This window comes from Cobetia sp. PDI-23MA, assembly GCF_059507735.1.
This window is the reverse complement of record NZ_CM183352.1, coordinates 3,477,401-3,491,596: the sequence shown is the minus strand read 5'-3', so window position 1 is coordinate 3,491,596 and position 14,196 is coordinate 3,477,401. Positions and strand designations below refer to the sequence as shown.

Sequence of the window (14,196 nt, the reverse complement as noted above, 5' to 3'; positions counted from 1 at the left end):
ATGCTGTCCTCAGCTTGTGGCGGTGTCGTCGTCGGTAGCGGAGAAATGCCGGGCGAGGGTCTCGGCCACCAGCGGATGCACCAGACGCGACACATCACCGCCATGACGCGATATCTCGCGCACGATGGTCGATGAAATGTAGGAGTTCTGTAATTCCGGTGTCAGGAACAGGCTATCGACGTGCGGTGCCTGGGCCCGGTTCATGTTGGCCAGCTGCAGTTCATACTCGAAGTCGGAGACCGCACGCAGGCCGCGCAGAATGATACGCGCATTCTGCTGCTCAAGCAGCTCTGTCAGCAGGCAGCTGAAACCGATGACCTCGACATTGTCGAGATGCGCCAGAACCCGGCGCGCCAGATCGATGCGAATCTCCAGCGGCAGCGCGGGGCGTTTGCTGGGGCTGTAAGCTACCGCGACCACCACCTTGTCGAACAGGCGGGCGCCGCGCTCGATCAGGTCGGTATGGCCATTGGTGATCGGGTCGAAGGTGCCGGGATAGACGGCAATGTTCTTGGGCATGACGAACTCGAGCTCTGTCGGCAGCGGGTCAGCCTGGTGGCCGGCTGCAGTGGACGACGAAGGATGAGGAGCCTTAGAAGGCCGTAACGCAATGGCTGTCGCGCCGACGGCTCCTCCGGTCCGCCGAGTGTAGAACCCCTCGCGCGGCTTGCCAGTCGAGCGAGGGGATTCGTCACCGGATGCACAACCCGGGAGGGGGAGCGAGCCGGTCTTGCAGCGAGCCTGGCTTACAGCGAACCTGGCTTACAGCGAACCAAAGGGGTTATCGACCTTGAGCGAGACGGGCTTCGCATAGCCGGGGATGCGGATCTCGCGATCCGTGATCTCCAGTTCCGGACCTTCGAGCACGCCTTCACCGAAGCGATAGGTCGGCGTGAATTCACCGCGCTGTGCCTTGTCCAGATAGTCGGCGCGCCGCTGCTCGCAGAGACCGCTGCGCTCACGCCAGGCAGCCAGTGCCTCCTCACCATGCCGCGCCGCCAGCAACTTCAGGGTGACGTCAGCCGACAGCACCACGCCACTGGCGTTGTTGCCACCGAAGCCCTTGGCATTGATGAAGGCGACGTCTGCGGTGAATTCGCGCGCCTCGCGGCGGATGTCGAGGTGGCTGTGATGCACGTCATCGGCGATGGCATCCAGCGTCGGGATACCTGGCAGGATGCCGGTCGCCATGCTGCCGAGCGCCGATACTGCCTGATCACCCGCTGCGCTGCCCTGGCTGTGGCCGACGAAGGATTTTACCGCCACCACAGGCCAGGCCTGGATGTCGTTGGCGCGAGCCACTTCATTGAGCACGTGTGACTCGGTGGTGCGGTTCTTCGGCGTGGAGGTGGCATGGGCGTGCACGAAGCTGCGCTGGCGCACGCCTTCATCGCCGACGATGTCGCGGGCCAGTGCCACCGCCTTGCTCAGGGTGATGTAGTTGCCGACGCCGGGCGCCGAGATGGAGCGCTTCCAGCCGTCGGCATTGACGAACACGTCCGGCACGCTGCCGATGATGCGAGCGCCGGTGTCCAGCGCCAGATCATCCGCCATCAGGATCACGAACTGGGTCGCTTCCGCGATGGTGAAGCCACAGTTGCGCGCGAACGGGCGACAGGCCTTCTGGTAATCGCTGTCGGTGAGCACTTCCAGCGCGTCGAGGGCCTTGAGGCTCTCGTCATCGGCCAGAGCACCCATGCTGCGGAAGCCCTCGATGACTTCCGGCGTGATCGGCGCATCGGCGGTGCCGACCATCACCACGCGGCGACGGCCGCTGCGGATGTCGTTCAGGCCCAACTTCAGGTTGTAGAGGAAGCTGGCACAGGCGCCCATCGCGGCACCGGCGCCGCCGACATTGCCCAGCACATAGGCATTGAGGAAGTCGGCGGGCATCTGGGCATAGCCCAGTGGCATCTGCTTGGAAGTGGCGCGCTCGCCGGCCACGAAGGACTTCATCAACCCGCCCCAGCCTTCAGCATCCATCTGGCCGATGGAGTTGCCGGCGTAGACGGCGATATCGTCCGGATCGAGGCTATCGCGCAGCGCATCCCAGTCCAGGCCACTGTCGCCGAGGCAGTCGCTGGCGCCGAAGATGGTCATCGACAGGCCGCGCGGGTGATGCACGCTGCGATAGAGCTGCTCCGGTGCGAAGCCGCTGGGCAGCTGACCCGCGGCGCGCACCAGCGCCTGACGATGATCGGGCAGCAGGACCTCGAATTCGCCGGCCGGTACCGTGACTTCGACATGACGGTTGTCCAGCTCGCGGATCTGCCAGTCAGCGGGCGGCTGTTCCGGCAGCTGGCGGCTGCGCAGCGTGAAGGTCAAGTCCTGGCCCAGCGTCAGCTTTGACTGACGATTGGCAGGAATGCCGGTCGCGTTGAAGCGCTCGTCTTCAATGCGACGAATCAGGGTGTGGGACAGCACCTGATCTGCCAGACGCTCCGCAAGCGCTTGAGCCTCGGCGGGCTGGCCTTCGGCATCGAACCATTGGCCCTGATCATCGCAGCGGGCGAGGTTCATGAGCGACGCGAGACCCAGCAGGGTCTCTTGACGGTCTGTCTCCGGCAGGGAGTCGAGCACCGTGCGTCTAAACGCCTGATGGCCCGAAGTTCTGCCGGCGGCATTGACGCCGCCCATGCCGACGATCACCGGTAAGTGTGACAAGCCGCTTTCCTCGTAAAAATACTGTGAGTCGTTGGTCTGGGCGATACCTCTGCGGATATTCGTCCAAATGATGAGCGGATGATAACACCCCCTCAATACAGGCGTCATGCACCCCCGCCTATACGCGGGCGCGCCAGCGAGCGCTTGCTGCGAACACTGTGCGATATCTCTGCGCTCAGCGCGAGTCCCACTGGCCTGTTTTATACTTGTCATGACACGATATAATCGTGATTAAACGTTTGTTTGATTTCCGAGAGGCAAGCTGACATTCTGTCTTGGCTGTTTGAGTTGGTGTAGGCGCGTGCCGCGAGGCAGGCGCCTTTTTTTGTGCCCAGGCCTTCCTGCGCCGCCGACCCCAGATGGGCTGTACGCCATATGGCGCAGCCCGATGCAGGCGCATCTGCTAGACTCCGCGCGTGATTTTCCTGCCCGTTGCTATCGGAACTGCTGATGTACGCCAACTCCCGCCAGATCGATTCTCCCCAGACCGGCCCCCACGAGGATGTCGAGCGTCGCGTGCGCCGTGCGATGGCGCATCCGCTGCGCAAACCCGTCGCGGAGCATACCCGCGAAGCGTTTCTGCAAGCGCAACAGTGGTTGTCGGCTCAGGGCAGGCCCCTGTGGCTGGACAGCGGCTGCGGCGTCGGGCGATCGACTCGCCAGCTGGCACTGGCGCACCCGGACCATGCCGTCATCGGCGTGGACCGCAGCGAAGACCGTCTCAGCCGCAAGCATGGTGAGTTGCCGGACAACGCCCTGCTGGTCCGCGCGGACCTCGTCGACTTCTGGCGCCTGGCGCTTGCCGCTGGCTGGGCACCTGCGCATCATACCCTGCTGTACCCCAATCCTTATCCCAAGGCGCGTCATCTCAAGATGCGCTGGCAGGGCCACCCGGTATTCCCTATCATCATGGCGCTGGGCGGTCAGCTTGAGCTGCGCACCAACTGGGAGATCTACGCCCGGGAATTCGCCCAGGGCATCGGGCATGCCACCGGTATCGAGGTGACGGCGCACGCCTTCGAACCGCAGGGCGATTATCTGACGCACTTCGAGCGCAAGTATCACGAGTCTGGCCAGGCGCTGTGGCGACTCGAATGCCAGCTTGAACACACGCCCGAGCGCTACCCGCTGCAGGTCTGACGCGAATCACGCTGGTGGCAGGTTCTGGTTGGCGATAGCGGCGTGGCTGTTGTGGAAGGTGTCGCGCAGGGACTGGCGCAGCCAGCTTGCCGCGGGGCCACGAGGGCTGTCGCGACGCGAGATCAGTTCGATATCGATGTCGGCGGTGGCGCCCAGTGCGCTCATGTCCAGAATCTTCAAACGCTGCTGGAAGGGCGGGTAGTGGGCGATATGGCGCGGAACCTGCGCCCAGCCCAGTCCGCGCGTCGTCAGCTCTGCCATGGCATAGAAGCTGTTGAGCTTCCAGAAGCGCTGTGAGCGTGGCCCCTCGTGGCCGGGTTCCAGCTGCTGGCGTTGACCGATCATCAGCTGGCGGTGATCCGCCAGGTCGCTGTGGGTCGGGCTCTCAAGCTGCGCCAGCGGATGGTTGCGTGCCACGATCAGCACCTGCTCCAGTCTCCCCAGCGCCTCGCGCTCCAGCGCCATGACACCCAGTGGCTGATAGAACAGGATGCCGAGATTGGCCTGGTGCTGCTCCACCCAGCGGGCCACCTCATCCTGCGCGCCATTGAGCAGATTCAGCGTCAGCGTCGGGTATTGCACCGCCATCTTTTCCAGTACCGCCATCACCGGCGGCATTTCTACCAGCGCCTCATCGATCGCCAGCGTCAGGCTGGCTTCCAGCCCCTGGCTGAGAGTGCGGGCGCGTGCCTCCAGGCGCTGGCATTGCATCAGCACGCTGTTGGCTTCATGCAGCATGGCCTCGCCCGCGGGCGTCAGCACCGGCGTGCGAGGGCGACGATCGAACAGCTCGCAGCCCAGGTCCAGCTCCAGATTGGCGATGGCGGTGCTGACCGCGGACTGCGCGCGACCCAGACGCCGCGCCGCCGCCGAGAACGAGCCCGTCTCCGCCACGCAGCGCAGTGTCTGCAGTTGCTCCAGTGTCCAGTTCATTGCCTCGCCTCACCTTGATCTATCTGAACAGTAGATGGGTACCAACTTTAAACCATCTTGTATCTCTCTAGAATGCCTCCTCCATCCGCGTCATTCAGCCCTATGGCATCACACGCGGTGATCGAGAGGAGGTATGACATGCGTTCCAAGAAAGAACGTCTGGCCCAGGCTGGATTGCTGGAATTGGGCGGTATTCTGCTCGTGGCGCCGCTGTCGGCACTGGTCACGGGGCATGATCTGGCGAGCATGGGCAGCCTGGCGGTGGTGATGTCCACACTGGCGGTGATCTGGAGTACGGTCTGGAACTGGATGTTCGATCGCTGGGTGCCGACCCGCCAGCGCAGCGTGACCCAGCGCATCGCTCAGGCACTCGGCTTCGAACTCGGTCTGGTACTGGTAACCGTCTTCATCGTGGCCGCCTGGCTCGACCTGGGGCTGTGGCAGGCATTGCTGCTGGATCTGGGCTTCGTTGCCTTCTTCCTGGTCTGGGCGATGATCTTCAATCCGCTGTTCGATGCCGTGATGCGTCGCCTGCTGGCGCGCAGGGCCGCCCGTGAGCAACACCATGCCGCACCACACAACACAAGGTGATTCGATGAGTTATGTCTTCCTGGCACTTGCCATACTGGCGGAGGTCATCGCGACCAGCGCACTCAAGGCTTCCGAGTCATTTTCGCGACTCGGCCCGAGCCTGATCGTGATAGTGGGTTATGGTATTGCCTTCTATCTGCTGACGCTGGTGTTGCGTGATCTGCCGCTGGGTGTGACCTATGCGGTGTGGTCCGGGCTCGGCATCGTGCTGGTCACCGTGTTCGGTGCGGTGGTCTATCGCGAGATGCCGGACCTGCCGGCCATCCTGGGGTTGGCGATGATCGTGGGCGGTGTCGCCGTCCTGCATCTGTTTTCCAGCGCCAGTCCTCATTAAGCTAGGGGCATCACGGCGCCTCCCGGCTGTGACATGGATGCTCACCGACGACGTCACTGGATGCCTCATGCTTCTATTTCGCACTGCACCGACCTCTGCGCGACCCTCCCGACTGTCTCCCCTGTTGCCTTTGCTGAAGGCGGCGCGCCCCTCAGGAGCGGGCAAGTCGCTGCGTTTCACGCGCTCGCTGCGCCGACTGGCCATGGTGGCCGGAGCGACGCTTGTCGTGGCGGGCCCGGCGCAGGCGGCGGGCTTTGACAACCTGACGCGCCTGACTGACAAGGGCTTCATCGTCAGTGCCCAGGCGCGCATGCTCGATACCGGCGAGACGCTGGCCTCGGTCAATCCCGACCAGCAGCTGACGCCGGCTTCGCTGTCCAAGCTCTATATCGCCGGTGCGGCGCTGGACCGTTTCGGCCCGCAGTACCGTTTCTCCACGCGTCTGCGCAGCACGGGCACAATCAGCGGCGGCGTCTTGACCGGTGACCTGGTGCTCGAGGGCAGCGGCGACCCGGCGCTGACCAGTGAAGAGTTGTGGCGGCTGACCGAGGAGCTGCGCTTTCGGGGCATCCGCCGCGTCGAAGGGCGCCTTTTGATCAGCCAGTGGCGTTTCGGGCCGGTGCCCTGCATCAGTACCGATCGCTGCAATGCCTCGCGGCGTTCCAGCAATGCTTATGATGCGCTGCTGTCGTCCGCGGCCAGCAACTATGCCAGCTGGTGCGTGAAGGTGATGCCGGGGGCGGGCAGTCAGGCGCCGGCGCGACTGGCCAGCTGCGACACCACCCAGCCCACCGAGATCTTCGACAACCAGGTCACCACGGTCGGCGCGGGGGGCAAGAGCGCCATCAATGCCCGGCGCACCACCAGCAACGGTCGCGATACGCTGGTCGTCACCGGCACCATCGCCGCCGACAGCCAGCCGCGCAGTATCTATCGCGCCGTCTCCAATCCTGCGCTGTACACCGGTGAGCTGATGCGCGACATCCTGGCACGCGCCGGGATAACGGTGACCGGTGGGGTGGACATCACCTCGACGGCGCCGCCCTCCAGCGCCGCGCAGCTCGGTAGCGTCGAAGGCAAGCCGATGCAGGAGTTGCTGACGCGCATGCTCAATTACTCCAACAACTTCATGGCGGACCAGCTGACGCTGGCGCTGGTCGGCGGCAGTCAGGCCACCTTGCGCCAGGGCGGCGCCAAGCTCGAGACCTTCGCCAGCGCGATTCCCGGTCACGGCCCGCTGACGATGTACTCCGGCAGCGGCCTGACTTCACAGAACCGCACCAGCGTCAGTGGGCTGATGGCGTTGCTCGACAGCATGTATCACCGCCCGGCGCTGTTCCCCACCTTCGTGGCGGGTCTGCAGGCACCGGTCAATGGCCCGATGCGCTTCATCCGCCGTGGCAGCGAGACCTTCCGCAATCACGTGATGGTCAAGACGGGCACGCTCAACAACCCGGTGCCGGTGCGCGCCATCTCGGGATACTTCCGCACGCAAAGTGGCCGCTGGGGCGCCTTCGCGGTGATGGTCAACGGCCGGGCGGCGGTGCCTTATTTGTCCTGGCCGCAGGTGCTGGATCCGGTCGCCGAGGACCTGACCGCGATGATCGAGCGCAACTGAGCTCCTTGATCGCGAGCGCATGGCACGAAAGCCCCGCCAATCGGCGGGGCTTTCGTGTTCATGGCCTGAGTGGCAGACACAAAAAACCCCGCCCGAAGGCGGGGTGGTCCTCCACACGCCCGGCATGGCTGAGGGGAGGGCACTCGGGACGCTCGACAGGGCGCAACGAGATAACAAGAGCATAGCGTTGTGTGACGGCGTTGGCTAACGCCAAAATCGCTATTGCACCGCAACAATCAAGGACTTGAAGCGTTTTTGGCGCTGCGAGGGCAAATTTTCCGTCGCGGGTCGTGCGTCGAGTGTCTTCAGCGCGTCGGGTCGAGCAGTACGCGACCGCTGACGCGTCCGTCGATCATCGCCTCGGCGCGTTCGGCGAGGCCTTCCAGGCCGACCGTCTCGAGCTGCATCTGGGCGTGCATCTCGCCCGGCAGGTCGGCCAGACGCTGCCAGACCTTTCGACGACGTTCGGCATTGATCATGACGCTATCGACGCCCAGCAACGAGACGCCGCGCAGGATGAACGGCATCACGCTGGTGGGCAGGTCGGCGCCCGCCGCGAGGCCCACGGCCGCCACCTTGCCATCGTAATTCATCTGCGCCAGCAGATTGGCCAGCACCTGGCCACCGGCAGTATCCACGGCGCCTGCCCAGCGGCTCTTTTCCAGCGGGCGGCCCTTGTCCTCGAAATCACTGCGCAGATGGACTTCGCTCGCGCCCAGTGACTCGAGCCATTCGCGCTGCTCGGCCTTGCCGCTGACCGCGTGAACCTCGAAGCCTTGCTTGGCCAGCATCTGCACGGCCCAGCTGCCGACCCCGCCGGTGGCGCCGGTGACGATCACCGGGCCCTGCTCGGGCGTCAGGCCGGCCTCCTCGAGGCGCATCACGCACAGCATGGCGGTCAGGCCGGCGGTGCCGAAGGCCATGGCCTGCTCGGCGCTCAGATTGGCAGGGCGCTTGACCAGCCACTCGGGCTTGACGCGCATGCGCTCGGCCAGGCCGCCCCAATGGCGCTCGCCCACGCCCCAGCCGGTCAGGAGGACCTCGTCGCCCGGCTGATAGTCCGGCGAGTCGGAGGCCTCGACGCGACCCGCGAAATCGATGCCCGGCACGAAGGGCAGCTCACGGACGATCTTGCCACGGCCGGTGATGGCCAGCGCGTCCTTGTAGTTGAGTCCGGAACGCTCGATGGCCACCGTGACAGGCAGGTCAGGCAGCTGATCATCGGAGAGTTCGACGACTCGGGCGCGTGGGGTCTCGTCGTGCAGCATCAGTGCGCGGGACATGGCTGTCTCCTTGTGGATGGCGTGGGTGTTGGCGGTCTTCCTGCGTGAAGGTGTCACGGCGTCTGATCGAGACGCGTCACCTCACAGTGCCTGCAAGCGACGCTGTGGGGAAGCCTCGCGCTATCGACATTGGGATGAGACTGACGCAACCGGGGCCAGCCGGGTGTGCGGCTGGCCCCGGTAACAGGAGGCGCTGGTGGAAGGCTCTCGTCAGGCCTCTTGCTAAGGTTCTCGTCAAGACGCTGGCTAGATGAAGCTGCGCACGGTGGCCAGCCCGACCAGCGTCATCAGCACCGTATAGGGCAATGCCATCCATACCATGCGCCCGTAGGAGAGCCTGACCAGTGGCGCGATGGCGGAGGTGAGCAGAAAGAGAAACGCTGCCTGGCCGTTGGGGGTCGCAACGCTGGGCAGGTTGGTGCCGGTGTTCACCGCGACCGCCAGCGCATGGAAGTGTTCGCGGCTGATATTGCCGGCCACGAACTCGTTCTTGACCTGGGTGATGTACACCGTGGCCACGAAGACATTGTCCGAGATGGCCGAGAGCAGCCCGTTGGCCAGGAACAACGCGCCGGCCTGTTCCTCGATGGGCAGACTGAGTACCCATTGGATGAATGGCTGGAACAGGTGCTGCTCGTGGATGACCGCGACAATGGTGAAGAACACCACCAGCAGCGAGGTGAAGGGCAGTGATTCCTGGAAGGCGCGGCCGATCTGGTGCTCATCGGTGATGCCGTTGCCGGCGGTCAGCAGAATGATCACCGCCAGCCCGATCAGCCCGACCTCTGCCATGTGCAGCGCAAGCGCCAGTACCAGCAGCACGGCCACCACGGCCTGCACGATCAGCGCGGCGCGTTCCCGCGGCGTGCGCCGTGCATCCTGATGATGATCATAATCCTCGAGAATGCGTCGCACGCTGGCGGGCAGTCGCTGGCCGTAGCCGAACCAACGGCCGCGCTCCAGCAGCACACACAGGGCGAGGCCGGCGAAGAAGGTCGGCACGGTGACCGGCGCCATGGCGAGGAAGAAGTCGATGAAGTCCCATTCAGCGGCCTTGGCGATCACCAGGTTCTGCGGCTCGCCGATCATGGTGCTGACGCCCCCCAGCGCGGTTCCCACCGCGCCATGCATCAGCAGCGAGCGCAGAAAGCCGCGGAAATCCTCAAGGTCTTCACTGTGCACGGCCTCGACGCTGACATCGTTGGCATGGTCATGCTGAGTATCGAAATGCTTGCCCGAGGCCACCTTGTGGTAGACGGAGTAGAAGCCCACCGCGATGCCGATGATGACCGCCGTCACCGTCAAGGCATCGAGAAAGGCGGACAGCAGGGCGCTGGAGAGACAGAACATCAGCGACAGCCATGTCTTGGAGCGCACGCCGAGGATGATCTTGGTGAAGGCATACAGCAGCAGCGGCTTCATGAAGTAGATGCCGGCCACCATGAACATCAGCAGCAGGATCACCGGCAGGTTGCGCTCCATCTCCTGCATGATGGCCTCCGGTGAGGCCATGCCGATGACGACGGCCTCCAGCGCCAGCAGACCGCCCGGCTGGAGGGGATAGCACTTGAGCGCCATCGCCAGCGTGAAGATGAATTCCCCCAGCAGCAGCCAGCCGACGATCACGCCACCTTGCGGGCCGCTGAACCACAGCAGTAGTGGGTTGGTGATCAGAAACAGGCACATCAGCTGCTTGTACCAGCGTGGCGACTGGCCGAGGAAGTTGCGCGCCAGTCCGCGGCTGAGCGTCTGGCGTGTGTCGTGTGATAGCGAAGGCATGGGCAGTTCCCGGCGTTGATTTGTTGTTGTTGGAGGACGGGATCGGCAATGCCGCTTCAGCGCGTGCTTTGCTATCATCGCCGCCGTCATCGAGCGCCTGGCGGTATTAGAGCACGCCCGTCGATGAGGTCTCGGGTAGCCTTTGGTCGTGAAATTCGCGCAGGCAGCGCTGCGCTGTCGCTGGCCGGTGTGCTGCGAGCTCTCCCGAGGCGCGTTGCTGGCAGACGTCGTCCGATTGAAAGATCGGCCTTTGCAGCCTCCGTGCTGCTTCTGTACGAGACCCGAAGATGAAATCACGGCATACCGGCTTGACCCATCTCAAGCATTCCGCGCGTTACTCGCTCAAGGGCCTCAAGGCCGCCTGGAGCAACGAAGAGGCCTTCCGCCAGGAGATCGTGCTGTGCGCCTTGCTGCTGCCGTTTGCCTGGTGGATCGGTGACTCGCATGTCGAATGGCTGCTGCTGGTCGGTTCCACGCTGATCGTGCTGATGGTCGAACTGCTCAACTCGGCGGTGGAATCCGCGATTGACCGCATCGGCCCGGAATTCCATGAACTGTCCGGGCGCGCCAAGGACATGGGCTCGGCGGCGGTCATGATCAGCCTGATCTTCGCTGGCCTGACCTGGGGCACCCTGCTCTACGACAAGCTGTTCGGCTGAGTGCCCAAGCCCCGACCACATCAATGAAAGGGGCGGCGGGCAGGGCCGTGTCATGTGCCTGCGGCCTCCGTTATGCTGAGGGCTGGATCGAAGGAGACGACCATGCCCCAGCCATCCCCCGCGCAGTCCCGCCCACTGTTGCCCGCTGATTTCCTTGCACCGTCATCGCTGCTGGCCGAGCAGTCGGCTGACAGCCGTGCCACGCTCGAGAGCGCCCTGCACGCCGCGCAGGAGCATCTCGAAGAGAGCCTGACCCAGGCTGAGAATCTCAGCGAGATACGTGACGATGACAGCTCTCCGCTAGCGACCTTCCTGGCCCTCGATGAGCGTCAGCGCAGCCAGCTGGGACGTCTGATCACGCTCTCCGACTTCGCGCTGGAGACGCTGTGCCGTCGCCCAGAACTGCTGTCCGAGCTGCTCGAGAGTGGCGAGCTGGAGCGCGCCTTGCCGGTCGCCCAGCTCACTGAGCGTCTCGCCGCCGGCCTCGCCAGCGCCGAAGACGAGAAGGCGATGCAGCAGGTGCTGCGGCGCTTCCGCCAGCTGCGCATGCTGGGCATCGTGTGGCGCGACCTCAACGGCGCCCAAATGTGGCAGACCGCGGCGGCGGTCTCGCGCCTCGCCGAAGTCACTCTCGAGGGCGCGCTTGGCTGGCTGGAAGCCTCGCTTGAGCTGCGTTATGGCCGCCCCGCGCCGGACCGCTTCGGCGAGCCGCAGCGGCTGGTGGTGCTCGGCATGGGCAAGCTGGGCGCCGGCGAGCTCAACCTCTCCTCCGATATCGACCTGATCTTCGCCTTTCCCGACAAGGGCGAGACATCCGGTGGCCGCAAGTCTCTGGATCATCAGGAATATTTCACGCGTCTCGGCCAGAAGCTGATTGCCGCGCTGGACGCGATGACCGCCGATGGCTTCGTGTTTCGCGTCGACATGCGGCTGCGTCCGCTGGGGGACGGCGGGCCTCTGGTCGGCAGTTTCTCGATGCTGGCCAGCTACTATCAGGATCAGGGCCGCGAATGGGAGCGTTACGCGATGCTCAAGGCGCGCCCGGTGGCAGGCAGCGTCGCTGCCGGCGAGCGCCTGATCGCGCACCTGCGCCCCTTCGTCTATCGCAAGTATCTGGATTTCGGTGCCATCGAGTCGCTGCGCGAGATGAAGGCGATGATCAACCGCGAGGTCAAACGGCGCGGGCTGTCCGACAACATCAAGCTCGGCTCCGGCGGCATTCGCGAGGTGGAGTTCGTCGCCCAGGCCTTCCAGCTGATTCGGGGCGGGCGTGAGTCGGAATTGCAGGTTACCTCGCTCAAGCAGGCCTTTGCGCGCCTGCCAGCCCTGGGCTTGCTGCCGCAGGCGGTCGTAGATGAGCTGGTGCCGGATTACGTCTTCCTGCGCGATCTCGAGCACGCCCTGCAGGCCCAGGCCGACCGTCAGACCCAGACATTGCCGTTGGATCCGCTGGGCCGAGAGCGTCTCGCCCTGGCCATGAAACTGCCCGATTGGGAGGCACTCACCGCGCGTCTGGAAGAGGTGCGTATGCGCATCCGCCATCACTTCGACAACGTGATCGCCGCGCCGGAAGACGACGAGGCCGAGCAGGGCGAAGGCCAGCAGGCGCTGGATGAGTGGCGAGCGCTGTGGCGCGGCGAGCTGACGGCGGAGGAGGGCGAGGCACTGCTCGCCGAGAGCGGCTTCAAGAGTGCGGCCGAGAGTTTCCGCCGTCTCGATAGCCTGCGGCGGTCGCGTGCGGTGCAGGGCATGCAGCGCATCGGCTTTGATCGCCTCGATGCACTGATGCCGCCATTGCTGCAGGCGCTGTGCTCGGCGGCGGGCGACCCCGAGAAGCCCGCCGAGCACGATGCCAGCCGAGTGCTGGAGCGCGTCTTGCCGCTGGTCGAGGCGGTATTGCGGCGGACGGCCTATCTGGCGCTGCTGCGCGAGAATCCGGATGCGCTGACGCAGTTGATGCGCCTGTGTGCGGCAAGCCCCTGGATCGCCGAACAGCTGGCGCGTTATCCGGTGTTGCTTGACGAGCTGCTGCATCCCCACAACCTCTATTCACCCGCCGACAAGACGCGCCTCGCCGATGAGCTGCGCACCGCATTGTCTCGCATTCCGGAGGATGATGAAGAGGCGCTGCTCGAGGCCTTGCGGGTGTTCCGCCATGCCCAGGTTTTACACGTGGCGGCCTCCGATATCGCCGGTGCCCGCCCGCTGATGAAGGTCAGCGACTATCTGACCTTCATCGCCGAGGTGGTGCTGGAACAGGTGCTGGCGATGGCGTGGAAGACCCTGACCCGCAAGCATGGCTTCCCCATCGGACGCGATGGCCAGCCGATCACCGGCGACAGCCTGAGTGGCAGCTTCGTGATCGTCGGCTACGGCAAGCTGGGCGGCATCGAGCTGGGCTATGGCTCGGATCTGGATCTCGTCTTCCTGCATGATGCGGCCAGCAAGGGCCAGACGGATGGCCCGCGGCCGCTGGACAACCCGCTGTTCTTCACGCGACTGGGGCAGCGCATCATCCACCTGCTGACGGCAGTGACGCCGGCCGGTGCGCTCTACGAGGTCGACATGCGCCTGCGCCCCTCAGGCAATTCGGGGCTGCTGGTCTCGAGTCTGGCGGCCTTCCGGGACTATCAGCTCACGCAAGCCTGGACCTGGGAGCATCAGGCGCTGGTACGCGCGCGGGCCGTGGCGGGGGATCCGGCGCTGGCGCTGGCCTTCGAGGAGGTGCGCCGTGAGGTGCTCGGTCAGCAGCGTGACGAGAAGACGCTGCGTCAGGAGGTGATCGCCATGCGCCACAAGATGCGTGATCATCTGGGCAGCAGCGCCAGGGACCGCGAGGCCGGCCAGTTCCATCTCAAGCAGGACGCCGGCGGCATCGTCGACATCGAGTTTCTCGCCCAGTACTGCGTGCTGGCGCTGAGTCATCAGGTGCCTGCTCTGCTCGAGTGGAGCGACAACATGCGACTGCTGGAAACCCTCGAGTCCTGCGGACGGCTGCCGGGTGAGCAGGCCGGTGAGCTGCGCGAGGCCTATCTGGCCTATCGCGATGTCAGCCATCGCCTGGCGCTGGAAAAGCACGGCAGCCTGATGCGGCTGGAGCAGCACCCGCTGATTGCTGCCCACCGTGAGCGGGTCATCACCCTCTGGCAGTCACTGCTGGGCGAAGATCAGGTCGGTCACGAGGGAGTTTAACGT

At 64.8% G+C, this 14,196-nt stretch carries 11 protein-coding genes; 6 read left to right on the top strand and 5 right to left on the bottom strand.

Translation table 11 applies throughout. The annotated features are described in order from the left end of the window. Positions 1 to 9 precede the first annotated feature (9 nt). Positions 10 to 519 carry a pantetheine-phosphate adenylyltransferase gene (gene coaD / locus AC5WNJ_RS14825; protein ID WP_176677990.1) on the bottom strand — a complete coding sequence of 170 codons (510 nt, stop codon included), beginning with the start codon at positions 517 to 519 and terminating at the stop codon, positions 10 to 12. Positions 520 to 762: 243 nt separating this feature from the next. Continuing rightward, complete coding sequence (locus tag AC5WNJ_RS14820; RefSeq protein WP_176678482.1) at positions 763 to 2,637, bottom strand: beta-ketoacyl synthase N-terminal-like domain-containing protein; 1,875 nt, start codon at positions 2,635 to 2,637, stop codon at positions 763 to 765. Between the two features lie 477 nt (positions 2,638 to 3,114). On the opposite strand from AC5WNJ_RS14820, the gene trmB reads away from it, so the two are divergent. Then, positions 3,115 to 3,804, top strand: a complete 690-nt coding sequence (gene trmB / locus AC5WNJ_RS14815) for a tRNA (guanine(46)-N(7))-methyltransferase TrmB (RefSeq protein WP_495930076.1) — start codon at positions 3,115 to 3,117, stop codon at positions 3,802 to 3,804. A gap of 6 nt (positions 3,805 to 3,810) precedes the next feature. Here the strand turns inward: trmB and AC5WNJ_RS14810 are convergent, their stop codons facing one another. Further along, entirely contained in the window at positions 3,811 to 4,737 is a 927-nt protein-coding gene (locus AC5WNJ_RS14810; protein WP_495930075.1) for a LysR family transcriptional regulator, read from the bottom strand. A gap of 138 nt (positions 4,738 to 4,875) precedes the next feature. On the opposite strand from AC5WNJ_RS14810, the gene AC5WNJ_RS14805 reads away from it, so the two are divergent. The 3 genes from AC5WNJ_RS14805 to dacB all read left to right on the top strand — a co-directional run bounded on the left by AC5WNJ_RS14805 (position 4,876) and on the right by dacB (position 7,280). Continuing rightward, a complete protein-coding gene (locus AC5WNJ_RS14805) occupies positions 4,876 to 5,328 on the top strand; it encodes a PACE efflux transporter (RefSeq protein WP_253064090.1) in 453 nt (150 codons plus the stop codon). A gap of 4 nt (positions 5,329 to 5,332) precedes the next feature. Next, the gene (locus AC5WNJ_RS14800; protein ID WP_253064088.1) at positions 5,333 to 5,662 is read left to right on the top strand and encodes a DMT family transporter; all 330 of its coding nucleotides are present in this window, start codon (positions 5,333 to 5,335) and stop codon (positions 5,660 to 5,662) included. 67 nt (positions 5,663 to 5,729) lie between these two features. Further along, a complete protein-coding gene (gene dacB, locus AC5WNJ_RS14795) occupies positions 5,730 to 7,280 on the top strand; it encodes a D-alanyl-D-alanine carboxypeptidase/D-alanyl-D-alanine endopeptidase (RefSeq protein WP_495930074.1) in 1,551 nt (516 codons plus the stop codon). Positions 7,281 to 7,585: 305 nt separating this feature from the next. Here the strand turns inward: dacB and AC5WNJ_RS14790 are convergent, their stop codons facing one another. Further along, a complete protein-coding gene (locus tag AC5WNJ_RS14790) occupies positions 7,586 to 8,563 on the bottom strand; it encodes an MDR family oxidoreductase (RefSeq protein ID WP_495930073.1) in 978 nt (325 codons plus the stop codon). Between the two features lie 246 nt (positions 8,564 to 8,809). Then, positions 8,810 to 10,342 (bottom strand): sodium/proton antiporter NhaB, encoded by a 1,533-nt coding sequence (nhaB, locus tag AC5WNJ_RS14785; RefSeq protein WP_175089608.1) that lies wholly within the window; start codon positions 10,340 to 10,342, stop codon positions 8,810 to 8,812. Positions 10,343 to 10,629: 287 nt separating this feature from the next. Here nhaB and AC5WNJ_RS14780 point away from each other — a divergent pair, with 287 nt between their 5' ends. Both AC5WNJ_RS14780 and glnE read left to right on the top strand, forming a co-directional pair. Further along, entirely contained in the window at positions 10,630 to 11,001 is a 372-nt protein-coding gene (locus AC5WNJ_RS14780; RefSeq protein WP_043334615.1) for a diacylglycerol kinase, read from the top strand. A gap of 102 nt (positions 11,002 to 11,103) precedes the next feature. Next, positions 11,104 to 14,193: a bifunctional [glutamate--ammonia ligase]-adenylyl-L-tyrosine phosphorylase/[glutamate--ammonia-ligase] adenylyltransferase gene (gene glnE, locus AC5WNJ_RS14775; RefSeq protein ID WP_495930072.1), complete on the top strand. Its 3,090-nt coding sequence runs from the start codon at positions 11,104 to 11,106 to the stop codon at positions 14,191 to 14,193. The last annotated feature ends 3 nt before the right edge of the window (positions 14,194 to 14,196 follow it).